Below are 17,204 nucleotides of genomic sequence, written 5' to 3' on the forward strand. Positions count from 1 at the left end.
GCACTCTGGCAATTGTGGACAAAGCTTCTCACCTCGTTTAAAAATGGCTTGCCATTATTTTAAGGATATGTGATAACAATTCGTGGGTTAAACGAGGTACAGTTCTGTTTATGCATGGCATCTTCAGTAAAGAAGTTACGAGTAAAGACGTTGACGTTGAATACCGCTTCCTTGCCGAACCTTAATTAGTGCCTCATTCAGTAACGTCTCTGGTTTCTCTGTAGGTCAGCCTTCGGGCTAAATAAACATTCAAAGGAATTTGCAAAATGGCAAAGATTAAAGGTCAGGTTAAGTGGTTCAACGAGTCTAAAGGTTTTGGTTTCATTACGCCTGCTGACGGTAGCAAAGATGTGTTCGTACACTTCTCCGCTATCCAGGGCAATGGTTTCAAAACCCTGGCCGAAGGCCAAAGCGTTGAGTTCGAAATTCAGGACGGCCAGAAAGGCCCGGCAGCAGTAAACGTTACTGCTATCTGATTCGACTCCGACTCGGTGCACTGCACCTCGACACGGAATCTTAAAGCCCTGGCGAATTCGCCGGGGCTTTCTTTATGCTTCCGATGCGCAAACGTAAAGGGTACACTGCGGCGCGTTATCTGCTGCCGGAGTGCCTCATGTCGTTGATCTGCCCCCTTTGCCATTCCCCTCTTATCCTGACTGAGCGCAGCTGGCGCTGTGAAAACCGTCATCAGTTTGACCAGGCGAAAGAGGGCTACGTCAATTTGCTGCCCGTTCAGCATAAACGTTCGCGTGAACCGGGTGACAGCGCGGAAATGATGCAGGCACGGCGTGAATTTCTGGAGGCGGGCTATTATCAGCCGCTGCGCGACCAGGTGGTCAGCCTGCTGGCCCCGACGCTCTCCCAGCCGGGCAGCCAGATTCTTGATATTGGCTGTGGCGAAGGTTATTACACCGCGGCGCTGGCGGCAGCCAACAGCGAGACGGGTCAGTTTTACGGGCTGGACGTTGCCAGAATGGCGATCCGGCTGGCGGCAAAGCGCTACGCTGAGGTGCTGTTCTGCGTGGCTTCCAGCCAGCGCTTACCCTTTGCCAGCCAGTCGCTGGATGCGATAGTGCGGATTTACGCACCCTGTAATGAAGCGGAGCTGGCGCGGGTGCTGAAGCCCGGCGGCATCGTGCTTACCGTTACTCCCGGCCCGCACCATCTGCAGCAGTTTAAAGCACTGATCTATCGCGAGGTGCAGTTGCACGCGGCGGAACAAAAAACCTATCCCGATTTTCACCTGCTGGCGCAGCATTCGCTGCGTTATCCGATGGCGCTGACCGGCGCGGCGGCCACCACGCTGTTGCAGATGACGCCTTTCGCCTGGCGAGCGCGTGATGAGGTCTGGCAAACGTTGCAGCAGAGCGACCAGTTCAACTGTGACGCCGATTTCACCCTGACGCTGTGGCAGCGCGACTAACGCGCCTCCACCAGGGTGTTATAGATGCGCTCCAGATCGTCAAGTTGCTGCACCGCCACCAGCAGCCGACGCTGTTCGAGCTGGATCACCAGAATGCCATCTTCAGAAAGATTCATCCCCTGAATCCGCCGGTAATCGATCCAGACGCCGGCATAAAACAAGCCGCCGTTTTTCATCAGCAGTTTTGGCCGGCGTAACCAGAACAGCCAGAACGCCAGAAAGCTCAGCACCATCAGTAAAGACGTGGTGAGCTGCGGGCCGTGATGGCTGACGTTATTCCACAGCAGAATCAGCAGCAGACCAATGAAGATCAGACTGTCGATTTTGTGTCGCCGCTGCAGCGCCACCCGTAAGCGGGTTGGCCCGCGACGACGCGGCAGAATCACCTCATCGTAAATCGCAAACAGCAGCAGGGCGGCAATACAGCCTGCAATCAACATGTCGGTCAATGACATGGAACCTCCTCAAACAGGGTGAGATCAGCCCGTCAGGGCTCAGCTCACCACGCTCAAAAAAGTCGGGAGCCTGGGCTCCCGACCGGCTGGCATTACAGGCCGAGCAGTCCGATCCAGTAACCGAAGATACCGATGGCGAAGAAGCCGACGATAATCCACAGCGCATTGACCTTACGGCGTAACAGCCACATACAGGCGAAGGTCAGCAGCAGCGGCACCACGCCCGGCATCAACTGATCGAGAATCGACTGCACCGTGGTGACAGTGGTTTTGCCGGTTGAGTCGGTAATGCGCGAGACGACCAGTGGAATGTTGACGTGCGTCCACTTGTTCACCAGCGCGCCCATGACAAACAGGCCCAGTATCGAGGCGCCCTCCGTCAGTTTTTGCAGGAAGCCGCCGCCCATATCGCTGACGATATCGATCCCTTTGCGATAACCATAGGCCACGCCGTAATAGCGGGTCAGCAGGCGCGCCAGGTTAAACAGCACAAAGAACAGCAGCGGGCCGAGCAGGCTGCCGCTCATCGCAATGCCTGCGCCCAGCGCTGCAAACACCGGACGTACCGTTCCCCAGAAGATCGGATCGCCGACCCCGGCCAGCGGCCCCATCAGACCCACTTTGATACCGTTAATGGCACCATCATCAATCGCAGCGCCATTGGCACGCTGCTCTTCCATCGCCATGGTCACGCCCAGCACCGGGGCCGCCACGTAAGGGTGCGTGTTAAAAAATTCGAGGTGACGCTTGATCGCCTGTTTGCGTTCGTCATTGTTTTCCGGATAGAGACGGCGGATCACCGGCACCATCGAGAAGCAGAAGCCCAGCGCCTGCATACGTTCAAAGTTCCACGATCCCTGAAACAGGTTAGAGCGCATAAAGACAGCACGGACGTCACCCGGCGTGAGTTTCTTTTCGACTTTGGTAATATCAACCATGTTCTCACCTGTTCCTTAATCGAGTTCGTTATCGAGATCGTTAGCACTGGCTGGGCCTGCAGGCGCGCCAGCGACCCGGTTGTATTTCGGGCTGAGCTGGATGTAGAGCACCGCCATCACCACACCGATAACGCCAAGCGCGACCAGGTTAAAGTTGGTGAAGGCCGCGGTCACGAAGCCCAGATAGAAGAACGGCATCAGGTAGCCTGCGCGCATCATATTGATGACCATCGCGTAACCAACCACCACGATCATCCCGCCGGCGATGTTCAGGCCATTGGTGACAACGTCAGGAATCGAACTGAGTAAGGCGTGAACCGCGCTGGTTCCGACAGAAATCGCCACAATCAGTGCCGGAATCGCGATACGCATCGCCTGCAGCAGCAGGGCAGAGACATGGATCCAGGAGATAGCGGTGAGATTCCCTTTCTCGGCCGCCTTATCAGCAGCGTGCTGGAACGCCACGGTAATGGTACGTACGATAATCGTCAGCACCTGTCCGGCCGCCGCCAGCGGGATCGCCAGTGCAATACCGGCACCGACGCTTTGACCGCCAGCGATAACCAGAATGGTCGAGATGATGGAGGCGAGTGCGGCATCCGGCGCAACAGCGGCACCGATGTTCATCCAGCCCAGTGCAATCATCTCCAGCGTACCGCCGATGATAATCCCGGTTTTCATATCTCCTAATACGGCACCAATCAGCGTACAGGCGACCAGTGGGCGGTGAAACTGGAACTCATCCAGAATCGAGCCCATACCGGCAATACAGGCGACAATAAAGATCAAAATGATTTGTAGCGAGGTTATTTCCATCATACTTCTTGTCCTCAGCAGGATAACGAAAATGAGCCTGGCGAAGCAGGCGCAGACGGCACTGCGTTACGAATTAACCTTCGCAATCAGATCCATCATTTTCAGTTTCTGGTCGCTGGAAACTTTACGGACTTCCAGTTCAATATTGCGCTCATTCAGTTTACGAAACGCGGCAATGTCCTTTTCATCAACCGAGACGGCATTGTTCACCTGGGTTTTGCCCTGACGGAATGCCATACCGCCAATATTGACGGTTTTAATATCAACACCCTGTTCCACCACCCGAAGTACATCGGTAGGGTTGGTAAACAGCAGCATTACCCGATCCTGACCATATTTCGGGTTATTCCACACCCGCACCATCTTATCGACATCCACGACGTGTGCGGTGACGCCCGGCGGCGCAACCTGCGTCAGCAGCGTTTTACGCACGTGATCGTTAGCCACCTCATCGCTGACCACGATAATGCGCTGCACGTTGGTCTCTTTGGTCCAGCGTGTCGCCACCTGACCATGGATCAGGCGGTCATCAATACGTGCCAGCCCGATTTTCATATGGTCACCCGGTGCCATCGGTTTGGCCGGCTGTGCCGGTGCTGCCGCCGGTTTTGCTGCCGCCGGCGCAGGGGCCGCTTCTTTGGCTTTCAGCGCCTTCACGCCTTCACGGCCGGTTTCAACCGCCACGGCAATCAGTTCGTCGAAAGTGGGGTTGTCATCGCGCGCCATCAGGGTTTCGACCAGCATCGGGATATTAACGCCAGCCACCACATCATAATCGGGCTTATCCACCACAATGCGGCTGGCCGCATTAAAGGGACTGCCTCCCCAGGTATCGACTAAAAACAGCACGCCCTGCGCGGTATCCAGCTCCGCCAGCCGCGCCTGATACTTTTCAATCAGCGTTTCTGCATTTTCGCCCGGCACAAAGTCGATCCATCCGACATTTTCCTGCTCGCCTAACAGCATTTCTGCCGTTTTAAGCAGTTGTTCCGCTGCCCAGCCATGTGTACCAATTACAATCGCAATGGTCACTTGCTACCTCCGTTCGCTTGAGATGCTCATCTGAGTCAATGAACTGTATGAGTTACCGCTTCGGTTATGTGAAAATTCTGATCCCGAGGGTTCCGGATAGTGCCGGAAAATCATCGGGTAACCGCGATAAGGTCGTAAAGTCGCGATTTATTTTAGTGATCGAAAAAATAAATTATGTGATGGCTGTCTGCTATTCGCAGCCTGATTAACCGAACCTGCAATTAAATGCGCTCCGTCATTTGATCTGCAGATTGTAAAAATAAGAAAATTTTTTGACGCCATAGCGCGACCTGATACATTAACGATCTGTTTATTATTCAGGAGTAACGGGCCTCAGCCCACCTTTATGGATCGTCACCGACGTCGCTTAACCTGTTCTTTGCGCCTTCCGGCGCGTCATCTATCGCCTGCGGGCGTTTTCACCGCTTTTCCGATTGTCCCTCTGTCACGCTTTAACGCGCTGACACGCATCGGTTCACACTGTTCCTCGTTCGGGAGTCATTAATGGAATTTCTATTCGACCCCTCAATCTGGGCGGGTTTGCTGACGCTTGTGGTACTGGAAATCGTGCTGGGTATCGATAACCTGGTCTTTATTGCCATCCTTGCGGATAAGCTGCCGCCGAAGCAGCGTGATAAAGCACGGCTGATCGGCCTGTCGCTGGCGCTGGTGATGCGTCTGGGCCTGCTGTCGCTGATCTCCTGGATGGTGACGCTCACCACGCCCCTATTCAGCGTAGGCGATTTCAGCTTTGCCGGACGGGATTTAATCCTGCTGGCGGGGGGGCTGTTCCTGCTGTTTAAGGCGACGATGGAGTTGCATGAAAGGCTGGAGAACCGCCAGCTCGACGGTTCGGGTAATCGGGGTTATGCCAGTTTCTGGGCCGTGGTGACGCAGATTGTGGTGCTGGATGCGGTATTCTCGCTGGATGCGGTGATAACCGCCGTGGGTATGGTGAACCATCTGCCGGTGATGATGACCGCCGTGGTGATCGCCATGGGTGTGATGCTGCTGGCTTCTAAGCCGTTAACCAACTTTGTGAATGCCCATCCGACCGTGGTGGTGCTCTGCCTGAGCTTCCTGCTGATGATTGGCCTGTCACTGGTGGCAGAAGGCTTTGGTTTCCATATTCCTAAAGGTTACCTCTATGCGGCGATTGGCTTCTCGATCCTGATTGAGCTGTTTAACCAGATTGCCCGCCGGAACTTTATTCGCCATCAGTCGCATCGGCCGATGCGTGAACGAACCGCAGAGGCGATTCTGCGGCTGATGGGCGGTCGCAATCGTGCCCAGACGGCGAGCAGCAGCAGTAACGATGAATCCGCGCTCACCGAAGCGATGCCGCAGGAAGCGTTTAAAGATGAAGAGCGCTATATGATTAACGGTGTGCTGACGCTGGCGTCCCGTTCGATTCGCAGCATCATGACGCCGCGCGGTGAGATCTCCTGGGTGGATGCTAATCGTCCGGTGGATGAGATCCGTATTCAGCTGCTGGATACGCCGCACAGCCTGTTCCCGGTCTGTCGCGGTGAGCTGGATGAAATTGTAGGTGTGGTGCGGGCCAAAGAGCTGCTGGTGGCGCTGGAGCACGGCGTCGATGTGGCGACCTTTGCCGCCAATACGCCGACCATCGTGGTGCCGGAAACGCTGGACCCGATCAACCTGCTGGGCGTACTGCGCCGGGCCAAAGGCAGTTTTGTGATTGTGACCAACGAGTTTGGCGTGGTGCAGGGCCTGATTACGCCGCTGGACGTGCTGGAAGCGATTGCCGGTGAATTTCCGGATGAGGATGAAACGCCGGATATCATCGCCGATGGCGACGGCTGGTTAGTCAAAGGCGGCACCGATTTGCACTCGCTGCAACAGTTGCTCGACTTCCACGAACTGGTCGATCCGGATGAAGATCACGCCTCGCTGGCGGGCCTGCTGATTGCTCAGAAAGGGCAGTTACCGCAGCCAGGCGACGTCATCGATATCACGCCGCTGCACTTCCGGATTATCGAAGCGACCGACTACCGTATCGATCTGGTGCGGGTCACCAAAGATCAGCCGCTGGATGAAGAGGAAGAGCGTTAAGGCGACAGGCGCTGAGGTATTACCGCAAGCGCCGTTAGGGTAACGTCAGCTCGCTTCAATCTGGTCAGCCGCTGCAGGGATGCAGCGGCTTTTTTATTTTATCTACAGTCTGACTCGGGGCAGGCGGGTTGCGCCGCTGCCGTCAGACGGATAACGGTTCAACGTCTGGCTGGTGCCTGGCCAGCCAGCCGGGAAAATCACCGATCGGCATCGGGCGGGCGTAGTAGTAGCCCTGCAGATGATCGACGCCGCGCTCGCGCAGATAGGCGGCCTGTTCTGCGGTCTCGACCCCTTCCGCGACCAGACTGATATTCAGGCGCTGCGCCAGAGAAATCACCATATCGGTCACGGTGGCGTTAATCGCGTCGGTGCCGATAGCGGCGGTAAAGATTTTGTCGATCTTCAGCACGTCGGGCTTCAGGTCCTTGAGGTAGGAGAGCGAGCTGTGGCCGGTGCCGAAGTCATCAATCGCCAGCCGCACGCCAATCTCATGCAGCTGCGCAATAACCGATTGATCGACCACCGGCAGGGCATCCCGTTCGGTTAATTCAACCACCAGTTTCGGTATCGGATTAGCTGGCCACCACAGGTTTTGCAGATCCTGCAGGATGGCGCGATCGCGAAAATGACTGGCCGCCACGTTAATCGCGATGTGGAAACCCGGGCAGTTGGGCAGATGGGGCAACTGCTTCACCACCTCATTCAGCACAAAACGGGTGAGCGGCTTAATCAGGTTCTGTCGTTCTGCGAGCGGAATAAAGACATCAGGCGCGATCCAGCCCTGACGGGCATTATGCCAGCGCAGCAGTAACTCAATGCCGTCACACTCACCGCTTCTGGCGTTAATCAGCGGCTGGCAATAGACCATGAACTCATTGGCGGTGATGCCATAGCTGATTTGCCAGCTCAGACTCATGCGATTGGCGGTGGCCAGCCAGACGATATACCCCATCAGCAGGCTAAGCAGCAGCGCCAGCGGCAGCTGCGACGGCAGCGTGTGCAGTGCCAGCCGGGTCGGTGAAGGACCATACAGCGTCAGGGAATAAGGGTAGCGTAGCGAGGCCTGGTTATAGGTCACCTCATCTTCGGACGGCTGCGTCGGTTCAATCAGCGGATTGCCATATTCCAGACTCTCTCCGTTAACGTTGAAGACGGCGCGCTCCACCCACGGCAACTGCGGCTCCAGCAGATAATTACTCATCATTTCGATGTTAACCACCTGCAAAATACCCGAGCGATTATCCAGGCTTCTCGGCGTCCACAGCAATAGTATTGGCGAACCCTTTAATAAATAATTATCCGTGGCAAGCGTCATCCGCTGGCCGTTAAAGGCCAGATCCGGATAGGTGTCGCTAAACGGAATGGCTCGCGGGCCAAAGATGCTGGAACAGTAAATCGTGTCATTATCGACCAGCAGCATGGCGCGCACCGTCTGCAACGCCGATATTTTCTCAATCAGCGGGAAGCGCACGTCCCGACAGGGTACACCCACCAGCCCGAGCGTGTTATTGGCAGAGACATCAAGCGGTGAGAACATCCGGTCAAAACGCAGAATGGCTTTATCGGCGAAATCCATCGCCTGCTGCTCAATTCGCGACTTCTCTTCTATATAACGAAATGCCAGCGTCAGAATCAGCACCACGGTGGCGATTGCCAGCGCAATCAGCAAACGCTTACGTCTGAATTGTCCAACAAATTGCTGGGCCATGAGCATCAGTAACCACCTTCCCAAAAAACCAGAAAAAAGCCAAAAATAACGGGGTTGTTATCGGCACGGCCTAATCAACATTGAGGCCGGAAAGCAGAAAAGCGGGTCTGAAATGTTGCGCGACCAGGACGGTCGCGCGGAAATCACTCTACCGGTTTAGGCTGCGCTGAGATAGCGCAGGATGCGGATTTTATTACAGTTGCACAATAATTAAACAGTGAAACGTTTCGCTTAATCGCATTGCACTTTAATTGCCAGACCGCCGCGTGACGTTTCACGGTATTTGGCGTTCATGTCTTTGCCGGTTTCATACATGGTTTCGATCACCTTATCCAGCGAGACGCGCGGTTCACTGGTGCGGCGCAGGGCCATGCGTGCGGCGTTAATCGCTTTAACCGAGGCGATCGCGTTACGCTCAATGCACGGGACCTGCACCTGGCCCGCGACCGGATCACAGGTCAGACCCAGGTTATGTTCCATGCCGATCTCCGCAGCCACGCAGACCTGCTCCGGGCTGCCGCCCAGCAGTTCCGCCAGACCGGCAGCCGCCATCGAACAGGCGACACCCACTTCGCCCTGGCAACCCACTTCCGCACCAGAGATTGAGGCATTCATTTTATACAGCACGCCAATGGCGCCAGATGCGAGGAAGTAGCGCAGGAAAATATCGGGCGTGACCGGCTCAATAAAGTGATCGTAATAGGCGAGGACCGCCGGCACGATACCGCAGGCGCCATTGGTCGGCGCGGTGACCACCCGGCCACCGGCCGCATTCTCTTCATTCACCGCCAGCGCGAACATATTGATCCAGTCGATAACGATCATCGGATCGTTAGAGTGCTTAGAGGAGGAGATCAGCAAGCGACGCAAAGAGGCAGCACGACGCGGCACGCGCAGCGGACCAGGCAGCACGCCTTCGGTATTCAGACCGCGATCGATACAGGCCTGCATGGTCTGCCAGATGGTGGCGAAGTAGGCGTGGATCTCGTCGCGGCTGTGCAGCGCCAGTTCATTTTTCATCACCAGCCCGGATAACGACAGCCCGGTTTCGCGGCAGTGCGCCAGCAGATCTTTGGCGGAGTGAAACGGCCAGGGAACCGAGACTTCATCCAGCGCCGACTGCCCGAAATGCTCCTCATCGACGATAAAACCGCCGCCCACCGAGTAGTAGGTTTTCGACAGAATCAGCAGGTCACCGGCGAAGGCCAGCAGGCGCAGACCGTTTTCATGCAGTGAGAGGTTTTCGCTGCGGAACACCATGCCGCCCTCGCGCGGGAAATCAACCTCATGCGGCCCTTTGGCCAGCAGCAGACGTTCGCGCTCTGCGACATCTTTAATAAAAGCGGGGATGGCATCAATATCGACGGTGTCAGGGGATTCACCCGCCAGACCCATAATAATGGCGATATCTGTATGGTGGCCTTTACCGGTCAGCGACAGCGAGCCGTAAACATCCACCGCAATGCGCGTCACCTCCTGCAGCTTTCCCTGTTCGGATAACAAATCCACAAACTGCTTTCCCGCTTTCATCGGGCCGACAGTGTGAGAACTTGATGGGCCAATACCCACTTTGAACATGTCGAAAACACTAATCACAGGTGACACTCCTCACAAATTATTCTCAGTCTGCCGGGGCAGTTTATGGCGCTAATAGTAATAGTCATGCCGGGGAAAAGAGCAGCTTTTCGCATGAAATAAACTTATTAAAAGCGATAGAAAAAATTATAGCGCGGCCAGCGGCTCAGCAGGCCGGAATCGGGCAGGTAAAGGGCGAAAGTGAGCGTCAGAACGCAATTTGCTCGCTCAGCGAACGGATAATGCCGGCGGTCATGCCCCAGACCAGATAATCCTGGTAGCGGGAGAGCCAGACCGGATGACGTACGCCCGCCCGGTGGACCTCCAGCGCGCTGTAGCGGCTGAGCCGTAAGGCTTCGGCCAGCGGCATTTCAAAGGCGCTTCGCACTTCATCCGGATTGATCTGCAGCCGGAGATCGGGCGGGATGATCCCCAGCACCGGCGTGACCTGAAAGCCGGTACTGCTGGTGACGGCAGGCAGCGTACCCAACACTTCGACCTGCTGCGGGTCGATACCCACTTCCTCCTGGGCTTCCCGCAGGGCGGTGGCGATCAGCGAGGCGTCGGACTTATCCTGCATACCACCAGGAAACGCGACCTGGCCAGCATGTTTGCGCAGCGCATGGGAGCGTTGCGTCAATAACAGGCCAGGTTCAGGCCGCGCCACAATTGGTACCAGCACGGCGGCGTGCCGTCCGGCAAGGCGTTGTGTATTATGTTGCGGCGGCTGCAACAGGAAACGGCTGCGAAACGTGTCAAGCGTCAGCGCCATTCAGACCCCCTGAGCCAGCGCCGGCAGAATGCGGCTCACTTTATCCAGCGTCTCCTGATATTCCGCTTCCGGTTGGCTGTCGGCGACGATGCCACCGCCCGCCGCGCAGTAAAGTTGCTGGCCTTCAGCAATCAGCGTACGGATGGTGATGCTGGTGTCCATGCGGCCGCACAGGCTGAGATAGCCAATACTGCCGCACCAGGCATTCCGACGATGCGGTTCCAGCTCATCGATAATTTCCATCGCCCGGATTTTCGGTGCGCCGGTGATGGAGCCACCGGGGAAACAGGCGCGCAGCAGATCGGTCGCCTGCAATGTGTCCGGCAGTTGCGCCCGCACCGTACTGACCAGATGGTGTACGGCTGGAAAGGGTTCAACTACAAACAGTTCCGGCACGCTGACGGAGCCCGGCACGGCCACACGGCCAATGTCGTTGCGCAGCAGATCGACGATCATCAGATTTTCGGCCCGATCTTTCTCTGCATTTTGCAGCGCGTCGGCCTGTTGCCGATCGGCGACGGGATCGGCACAGCGTGGACGGGTGCCTTTGATCGGTCGGGTTTCGATCTGTTTTTCATTCAGCGACAGAAAGCGCTCCGGCGACAGGCTGAGGATCACGCTTTGCGGCAGACGCAGGAAGGCGCTGAACGGTGCGCGATTGGCGCGGTTCAGCGCACAAAATGCCTGCCATTCATCGCCCTGATAACCGGCCTGAAAACGCTGGGCCAGATTGACCTGATAACAGTCGCCCGCCTGGATATAGGCCTGAACAGCGGAAAAACACGCGGCGTAGGCGGCGTAATCCAGGTTGGATTGCCAGCGGCTGGTCAGGCTGAACGGGACGGCGTCACGCTCAGGCCACTGCGCCAGCCAGGCGGCACGGGCCTCGATATCCTGCAAGGCCAGCAGCGTCAGCGTCTGACGATGGTGATCGGCGATTAATGCCCAGTCATAAATGCCCACCGCCATATCCGGGGTAGTGAGATCGGCCTGCGCCTGCTGCGGCAACTGCTCAAACCGGCGGCCCAGATCGTAGCCGAACAGGCCCAGCGCGCCTCCCTGAAACGGCAGGGTCGCATTGGCAACGGGCGTCACACCTAGCGCATCGCACTGCTGCTGAAGCAGCAACAGCGGATCTTCGCGGGACTCAATTGTGCCGCTGGCATCGGTAATCTGCGTGATGTCGCCCCGGGTCACCAGCGTGGCGCGGGGATCGGCGGTAAGAATGTCAAACCGGTTGTCGCTGTGGTCGGCATTGGCAGAAGAGAGCAGCATGGCCCACGGCTGATCGGCAATCGGGGCAAAACGCTGATTGAGCGCATCCGGGGTATAATCAAGGCTGAGGGTTTTAACAATCATCAGGCAGACAAATCAGCAAGCAAAGAGGTCGCCAGACTGCCATATTTTTTCCCGACTGGCACCTGTTTGTTCCGCGTGTGATAATCGCTGCCCCAAAGCAGGAGTGAAACATGTTTAAAGGATTACCGGCTCTCTCTCATGAGCAACAGCAACAGGCCGTCGAACGCATTCAGGAACTGATGGCGGGAGGCCTGTCGAGCGGCGAAGCGATCGCCCAGGTGGCTCAGGAAATTCGACAAAACCATAAAGGTGAACAGGTCCGGGCGATGTTCGACGACGAAGACGAAGACGAAGACGAGGAAGAATAACGCCCGGCGAGCTTAGCGTGCGGCGATAATCTTTATTTCGATTTTATATTTCGGGTTCATTAAACCTGCCTGAACCGTGCAGCGTACTGGCGCGTTATCCGGGGAAACCCAGGCGTCCCAGGCGCGGTTCATTGCGGGCAGGTCCGCTTTGTCCACCAGAAACAGGGTGGCGTCCAGTATCTTACTCTTATCGCTGCCCAGTCGCGTCAGCAGGGCATCAATCACCGCCAGCGCATTGGCTGTCTGCGCTTCAGCATCAGCATCCAGATTTTCCGGCACGCTGGTGTAATAGATAGTGTCGTTGTGAATCACAGCTTCGGACATACGATGTTCCGGATCGATGCGGGTAATACTCATCTTTTTCTCCCTGGTTTGATGGGCATTAGCCTGGCACATTCCTTATGCTGCTGTCATCTCTTCGCCTCACAGGCAGCGCCTGACGATAGCCTGCCGGTCAGCCATTACCTGAGGCGCCATATTGAAGGTGGTGAAAAATTTCACCTCCGCACCCTGTGGCTGTGGCGTCACATCGGCAAAGATCGAATCTTCCCAGGTCAGGATGGTGATCTGTTCACCCTGCGGCTGAGTATGCGTGGTGTTATCTCTGGCGATGACCTCGGTGGTGGACCAGCCGCGATAAATACAGTCGCTGAGCTGTGGCACCGTGCGGGCGCTTTGTCCCTGGAATAGCGGCTGATTCAGCCGGGCTTGTTCCGGTGTCGGCGCCTGACAACCACAAATCAGCAGGACGCCGAAAAGAGAACCGATGCGGAAATGAGTCATAACGTTCCTCCGCCTGAGACAGGCAGTGCGGTAGAGGCGGTCTGCAGGAATCTGCCGACGGCGCATCACCTTACCGGCGCGCAGGCGAAAGGTAAGCTGATGTCATGATTATAATCTGTGCACTTATTTCCTCGCTGCAATCCCTCGCATTTGGTAGCTGCATCACACTGTCTGGCGCAGTGAAGGGCGCAGACCCGTGCCGCGTTCAACAGAAGGGGCGCACCCGGCACGGAAAAATGATATAAATCAGCCGTAAATGGCGCCACAGGATGAGGATCAAAGCATGGCGAATACGCAGTATCTTTTTTGGGTCATGGCAGGCGCGCTGACGCTGCTGTTTATTGTGGTCTCAGCCTTTGTCGGGTTGTCGCGTGGCGCAAAGCAGGGCTTCATTACCTTTGCCGTGCTGTTTGTTCTGATGCTGGCCGGGGCATTGTATATTCATCATTAGCGGTAATGGCCGCCGGTTTATTTCCGCTTAGCTCACAGTTCCAGCCAAAAACGGGCGGGAGAAGGTGCCGGTTAACTATGCTGAGATCAAATAGCAGCACTGCTATTTATCACCGGAGGTAATTATGTCTGAACGTCCTGATTACGATGAACCGCTGCCAGATGACGCTGAAATCTATCCGGAAGATGAAGAAGAGGATGAGGAGCCCGGCCAGGACCCGTTAGAAAAAGATATTTAATCGGCCCTGTTCGCCCGACGTTGCATAACTAGCCTGATCCGCGGGCAGTAGATGCAACAACATCAATGCGTTATCCCGACAAAACCGCCGCCGAGGCGGTTTTGTTGTTTCTGCTGATCCGCCGGTAGCCAGCTGGCTCAATGAACCGTTAAGGGCGCGTCACTCTCATCCCGGCAGGGTAGCCAGCCTGTTTATTAGCGCCGACATTGTTAACAAAAATTATCTTTAATGCGCATTCGGGACCGACTATATCGGCTGAAACCGGCTCTGCCTCCGCTATTCGCTTGCCGTCTCAAAGTTAACAGGAATATCATTTTTCGCTCCGGCATTAAGACGATAAAACAGGGATTAAGAAATGAAATTAAAGGGGATGTTCAGTCTGGTTCTGGCGCTGTCCACCTTCAGCGCAGTAAGTGCTGAGGCTCCGCACTGGACGTATGAAGGTCAGGCGGGTCCGGAGCACTGGAGTCAGTTAACCAACGATTTCCACATCTGCCATGAAGGCAAGTCTCAGTCACCCATCAACATTAAAGATCCAATTGAAGGACATTTACAGCCGCTGAATCTGCATTACCTTAGCTCAGCAGAGAAAGTGATCAACAACGGTCATACCATTCAGGTCACTGTCGCTGATGAAGACACCTTTGTGCTGGATAATGAAAAATTTATCCTCAGGCAGTATCACTTCCACACGCCGAGTGAAAACCAGATCAATGGTCACACCTTTCCGCTGGAAGCCCACTTTGTACACAGTAAAGAGGATGGCGATCTGGCTGTTGTCGCGGTGATGTTTGAAGTAGGAAAAGAAAATCCGGCGCTGGTACCGTTAATTGCTGCCATGCCGGAAGAGGAAAATCAGCAGAACAGTATTGATCGTGAAGTCGATTTACGCGCCCTGTTCCCGGAAGACCTGCACTATTATCGTTTCAGTGGTTCACTGACTACGCCACCCTGCAGTGAAGGGATACGCTGGCTGGTGCTGAAACAGCCGGTGACGCTCTCCCAGGCTCAGCTTGACGCCTTTAAACAGGCACTCAAAACCACCAATAATCGTCCGTTGCAGCATCTGAATGGTCGTATGATTGTTGAATAATCCCTGATTGCCGATCGCGGGCTGACTGCCTCAATGCCCGATATCCCATCGGGCGTAGCAGCGCGTTCTTCAGGCGGCCATGAGCCGCCTTTTTCATGTCTTCCTGATACCAGAAGCGCTGGCGGAAGCCGCTGCTCAGCGCGCTGCAAAGGATTAACCTGATGATTATCCTCCATTTTGCTTTGTGAAATTAATACTGACATAATTACAGTGTTTTTGCCGTTCTTTGAGAGGGTATGTGGCAGACGATTTTGCAGTTGATGGCGCGCTGGCGCAGGCGATAGCGGGCTTTAAGCCGCGCGAAGCGCAGCGTGAGATGGCGCAGGCGGTTTCCGACGCCGTAAAAGAGCAGGGCGAACTGGTGGTCGAAGCGGGTACCGGCACCGGTAAAACCTATGCTTATCTGGCACCCGCGCTGCGGGCCGGCAAGAAAGTGATCGTCTCGACCGGATCGAAAGCCCTGCAGGATCAGCTGTATGGACGCGATCTGCCCACCATGATCGATGCACTCAAATTTAAAGGGAAAACCGCCTTGCTGAAAGGGCGCTCCAACTATCTCTGTCTGGAGCGGCTGGAGCAGCAATCGATGGCGGGCGGGGATCTTACTGTCCAGGCGCTGACCGACCTGGTGACGTTACGTAGCTGGTCGTCGCAGACGGTGGATGGCGATATCAGCAGCTGCGCCGGCGTGACGGAAGACAGCCCGGTCTGGCCGCTGGTCACCAGCACCAACGATAACTGTCTGGGCACCGACTGCCCGCGCTATAAAGAGTGCTTTGTCGTGAAGGCACGTAAGCGGGCCATGGATGCGGATGTGGTGGTGGTAAACCATCATCTGTTTCTCGCCGATCTGGTGGTCAAGGAGGGCGGCTTCGGTGAGTTGATCCCGGAAGCGGATGTGATGATCTTTGATGAGGCCCATCAGCTGCCCGATATCGCCAGCCAGTATTTCGGCCAGCAGCTCTCCAGCCGGCAACTGCTCGACCTGGCAAAAGATATTATTACCGCCTACCGCACCGAAGTGCGTGACGTGCAGCAATTGCAGAAGTCCGCCGATCGCCTGGCGCAGTGCGCGCAGGACTTTCGCCTGTCATTAGGCGATCCAGGCTACCGCGGCAATCTGCGCGAACTGCTGAGCGATAACACTATTCTGCGCATGTTCACGCTGCTGGATGATGCGCTTGAGCTCTGTTACGACGTGATCAAACTGTCGCTGGGACGTTCAGCGCTGCTCGATGCGGCGTTTGAACGGGCGGCGCTCTATCGTGGCCGGCTGAAGCGGCTGCGCGCCATCAACGAGCCGGGCTACAGCTACTGGTATGAATGCACTTCGCGTCACTTTATCCTCGCCCTGACGCCGCTGTCAGTGGCAGAACGCTTCCGTGAAGTGATGGATAACCGTAAAGCCGCATGGATCTTCACTTCGGCCACCCTGGCGGTGGATGAGAAGATGGATCACTTCGCCGAGCGGCTGGGCGTTAACGCCGCAAAAAGTTTGATTCTCAACAGCCCGTTCGATTATGCGCAGCAGGCCCTGTTGTGCGTGCCGCGCAACCTGCCTGAACCTAACCGGCCCGGCGGCGCTCGCCAGCTGGCTGCCATGATGAAACCGCTGATTGATGCCAACAAAGGGCGCTGTTTCTTTCTCTGTACCTCGCATCTGATGATGCGTGAGCTGGCGGCGGAGTTTCGCGCCTCTATGACGCTGCCGGTACTGGTGCAGGGTGAAACCAGCAAAGGTCAGTTGCTGAAGCAGTTTATCGACAAAGGCAATGCCTTACTGGTGGCGACCAGCAGTTTCTGGGAAGGCGTCGACGTACGTGGCGACGCGCTCTCGCTGGTTATCATCGATAAACTGCCGTTTACCTCACCGGAAGATCCGTTGCTGAAGGCGCGGATGGAAGATTGCCGCATCCGCGGCGGCGATCCGTTTAACGACGTGCAGCTGCCGGATGCGGTGATCACGCTGAAGCAGGGCGTCGGGCGACTGATCCGGGATACTGACGATCGTGGCGTTCTGGTGATTTGCGATCAGCGGCTGGTTTCGCGTCCTTACGGTGCGCTGTTTCTCAACAGTCTGCCGCCGACGCCGCGCACCCGCGACATTGCACGCGCCATCGCCTTTGTACGTCAGCAACCGGACGCCTGATTTTATGGTAAGATGCGCGCCGTTTTCA

General features: G+C 56.1%; 18 protein-coding genes. 8 read left to right on the plus strand and 10 right to left on the minus strand.

Features of this window, described 5'->3' with window-relative positions:
* Positions 1 to 110 precede the first annotated feature (110 nt).
* The 3 genes from LZU96_RS09215 (at position 111) to rlmA (ending at position 1,423) form a co-directional block, all read left to right on the plus strand.
* Positions 111 to 185, plus strand: a complete 75-nt coding sequence (locus tag LZU96_RS09215; protein ID WP_143811575.1) for a DUF2627 domain-containing protein — start codon at positions 111 to 113, stop codon at positions 183 to 185.
* 81 nt (positions 186 to 266) lie between these two features.
* Positions 267 to 476, plus strand: coding sequence for a transcription antiterminator/RNA stability regulator CspE (gene cspE, locus LZU96_RS09220; protein WP_003852684.1), 210 nt, complete (start codon positions 267 to 269; stop codon positions 474 to 476).
* A 137-nt stretch (positions 477 to 613) separates the two neighbouring features.
* Positions 614 to 1,423, plus strand: a complete 810-nt coding sequence (gene rlmA / locus LZU96_RS09225; protein ID WP_233987974.1) for a 23S rRNA (guanine(745)-N(1))-methyltransferase — start codon at positions 614 to 616, stop codon at positions 1,421 to 1,423.
* Here rlmA and LZU96_RS09230 read toward each other — a convergent pair.
* The 4 genes from LZU96_RS09230 to manX all read right to left on the minus strand — a co-directional run bounded on the left by LZU96_RS09230 (position 1,420) and on the right by manX (position 4,664).
* A complete protein-coding gene (locus tag LZU96_RS09230; protein ID WP_233987975.1) occupies positions 1,420 to 1,878 on the minus strand; it encodes a DUF986 family protein in 459 nt (152 codons plus the stop codon). The genes rlmA and LZU96_RS09230 overlap by 4 nt on opposite strands.
* Positions 1,879 to 1,970: 92 nt before the next feature.
* Positions 1,971 to 2,816, minus strand: a complete 846-nt coding sequence (locus tag LZU96_RS09235) for a PTS mannose transporter subunit IID (RefSeq protein WP_031374635.1) — start codon at positions 2,814 to 2,816, stop codon at positions 1,971 to 1,973.
* Between the two features lie 15 nt (positions 2,817 to 2,831).
* On the minus strand, positions 2,832 to 3,632 hold the full coding sequence (locus LZU96_RS09240; RefSeq protein WP_031374634.1) for a PTS mannose/fructose/sorbose transporter subunit IIC: 801 nt from the start codon (positions 3,630 to 3,632) through the stop codon (positions 2,832 to 2,834).
* Positions 3,633 to 3,698: 66 nt separating this feature from the next.
* Positions 3,699 to 4,664, minus strand: coding sequence for a PTS mannose transporter subunit IIAB (gene manX, locus LZU96_RS09245; protein WP_233987976.1), 966 nt, complete (start codon positions 4,662 to 4,664; stop codon positions 3,699 to 3,701).
* 504 nt (positions 4,665 to 5,168) lie between these two features.
* On the opposite strand from manX, the gene LZU96_RS09250 reads away from it, so the two are divergent.
* On the plus strand, positions 5,169 to 6,740 hold the full coding sequence (locus tag LZU96_RS09250) for a TerC family protein (protein ID WP_233987977.1): 1,572 nt from the start codon (positions 5,169 to 5,171) through the stop codon (positions 6,738 to 6,740).
* 142 nt (positions 6,741 to 6,882) lie between these two features.
* Here the strand turns inward: LZU96_RS09250 and LZU96_RS09255 are convergent, their stop codons facing one another.
* From LZU96_RS09255 to pabB, 4 genes are all read right to left on the minus strand, one after another.
* Positions 6,883 to 8,454 carry an EAL domain-containing protein gene (locus LZU96_RS09255; protein ID WP_233987978.1) on the minus strand — a complete coding sequence of 524 codons (1,572 nt, stop codon included), beginning with the start codon at positions 8,452 to 8,454 and terminating at the stop codon, positions 6,883 to 6,885.
* Positions 8,455 to 8,679: 225 nt separating this feature from the next.
* Positions 8,680 to 10,044 (minus strand): L-serine ammonia-lyase, encoded by a 1,365-nt coding sequence (locus tag LZU96_RS09260; protein ID WP_233987979.1) that lies wholly within the window; start codon positions 10,042 to 10,044, stop codon positions 8,680 to 8,682.
* Positions 10,045 to 10,231: 187 nt separating this feature from the next.
* On the minus strand, positions 10,232 to 10,795 hold the full coding sequence (locus LZU96_RS09265; RefSeq protein ID WP_233987980.1) for a CoA pyrophosphatase: 564 nt from the start codon (positions 10,793 to 10,795) through the stop codon (positions 10,232 to 10,234).
* Positions 10,796 to 12,154, minus strand: coding sequence for an aminodeoxychorismate synthase component 1 (gene pabB / locus LZU96_RS09270; protein ID WP_233987981.1), 1,359 nt, complete (start codon positions 12,152 to 12,154; stop codon positions 10,796 to 10,798).
* A gap of 110 nt (positions 12,155 to 12,264) precedes the next feature.
* On the opposite strand from pabB, the gene LZU96_RS09275 reads away from it, so the two are divergent.
* Positions 12,265 to 12,462 carry a YoaH family protein gene (locus LZU96_RS09275; protein ID WP_233987982.1) on the plus strand — a complete coding sequence of 66 codons (198 nt, stop codon included), beginning with the start codon at positions 12,265 to 12,267 and terminating at the stop codon, positions 12,460 to 12,462.
* A 12-nt stretch (positions 12,463 to 12,474) separates the two neighbouring features.
* Here LZU96_RS09275 and LZU96_RS09280 read toward each other — a convergent pair whose 3' ends face one another.
* Positions 12,475 to 12,819 carry a RidA family protein gene (locus tag LZU96_RS09280; RefSeq protein ID WP_233987983.1) on the minus strand — a complete coding sequence of 115 codons (345 nt, stop codon included), beginning with the start codon at positions 12,817 to 12,819 and terminating at the stop codon, positions 12,475 to 12,477.
* Positions 12,820 to 12,885: 66 nt separating this feature from the next.
* Positions 12,886 to 13,245, minus strand: a complete 360-nt coding sequence (locus LZU96_RS09285; RefSeq protein ID WP_233987984.1) for a hypothetical protein — start codon at positions 13,243 to 13,245, stop codon at positions 12,886 to 12,888.
* Between the two features lie 283 nt (positions 13,246 to 13,528).
* On the opposite strand from LZU96_RS09285, the gene LZU96_RS09290 reads away from it, so the two are divergent.
* The 3 genes from LZU96_RS09290 (at position 13,529) to LZU96_RS09300 (ending at position 17,176) form a co-directional block, all read left to right on the plus strand.
* Positions 13,529 to 13,696, plus strand: coding sequence for a hypothetical protein (locus tag LZU96_RS09290; protein WP_233987985.1), 168 nt, complete (start codon positions 13,529 to 13,531; stop codon positions 13,694 to 13,696).
* A gap of 593 nt (positions 13,697 to 14,289) precedes the next feature.
* Positions 14,290 to 15,027: a carbonic anhydrase gene (locus LZU96_RS09295; protein WP_233987986.1), complete on the plus strand. Its 738-nt coding sequence runs from the start codon at positions 14,290 to 14,292 to the stop codon at positions 15,025 to 15,027.
* A 238-nt stretch (positions 15,028 to 15,265) separates the two neighbouring features.
* Positions 15,266 to 17,176 (plus strand): ATP-dependent DNA helicase, encoded by a 1,911-nt coding sequence (locus tag LZU96_RS09300; protein WP_233987987.1) that lies wholly within the window; start codon positions 15,266 to 15,268, stop codon positions 17,174 to 17,176.
* Positions 17,177 to 17,204: the final 28 nt, after the last annotated feature.

It is taken from the genome of Pantoea agglomerans, from assembly GCF_021397715.1.
Lineage (GTDB): Bacteria > Pseudomonadota > Gammaproteobacteria > Enterobacterales > Enterobacteriaceae > Pantoea > Pantoea astica.

Excerpts from the sequence above, each read along its gene's own strand:
- LZU96_RS09275 (WP_233987982.1), top strand. The coding sequence starts at position 12,265 with ATGTTTAAAGGATTACCGGCTCTCTCTCATGAGCAACAGCAACAGGCC.
- LZU96_RS09255 (WP_233987978.1), bottom strand. The coding sequence starts at position 8,454 with ATGCTCATGGCCCAGCAATTTGTTGGACAATTCAGACGTAAGCGTTTG.
- LZU96_RS09290 (WP_233987985.1), top strand. The coding sequence starts at position 13,529 with ATGGCGAATACGCAGTATCTTTTTTGGGTCATGGCAGGCGCGCTGACG.
- LZU96_RS09295 (WP_233987986.1), top strand. The coding sequence starts at position 14,290 with ATGAAATTAAAGGGGATGTTCAGTCTGGTTCTGGCGCTGTCCACCTTC.
- LZU96_RS09230 (WP_233987975.1), bottom strand. The coding sequence starts at position 1,878 with ATGTCATTGACCGACATGTTGATTGCAGGCTGTATTGCCGCCCTGCTG.
- LZU96_RS09250 (WP_233987977.1), top strand. The coding sequence starts at position 5,169 with ATGGAATTTCTATTCGACCCCTCAATCTGGGCGGGTTTGCTGACGCTT.
- pabB (WP_233987981.1), bottom strand. The coding sequence starts at position 12,154 with ATGATTGTTAAAACCCTCAGCCTTGATTATACCCCGGATGCGCTCAAT.
- LZU96_RS09265 (WP_233987980.1), bottom strand. The coding sequence starts at position 10,795 with ATGGCGCTGACGCTTGACACGTTTCGCAGCCGTTTCCTGTTGCAGCCG.
- LZU96_RS09280 (WP_233987983.1), bottom strand. The coding sequence starts at position 12,819 with ATGAGTATTACCCGCATCGATCCGGAACATCGTATGTCCGAAGCTGTG.
- LZU96_RS09240 (WP_031374634.1), bottom strand. The coding sequence starts at position 3,632 with ATGGAAATAACCTCGCTACAAATCATTTTGATCTTTATTGTCGCCTGT.
- LZU96_RS09235 (WP_031374635.1), bottom strand. The coding sequence starts at position 2,816 with ATGGTTGATATTACCAAAGTCGAAAAGAAACTCACGCCGGGTGACGTC.
- rlmA (WP_233987974.1), top strand. The coding sequence starts at position 614 with ATGTCGTTGATCTGCCCCCTTTGCCATTCCCCTCTTATCCTGACTGAG.
- LZU96_RS09285 (WP_233987984.1), bottom strand. The coding sequence starts at position 13,245 with ATGACTCATTTCCGCATCGGTTCTCTTTTCGGCGTCCTGCTGATTTGT.
- cspE (WP_003852684.1), top strand. The coding sequence starts at position 267 with ATGGCAAAGATTAAAGGTCAGGTTAAGTGGTTCAACGAGTCTAAAGGT.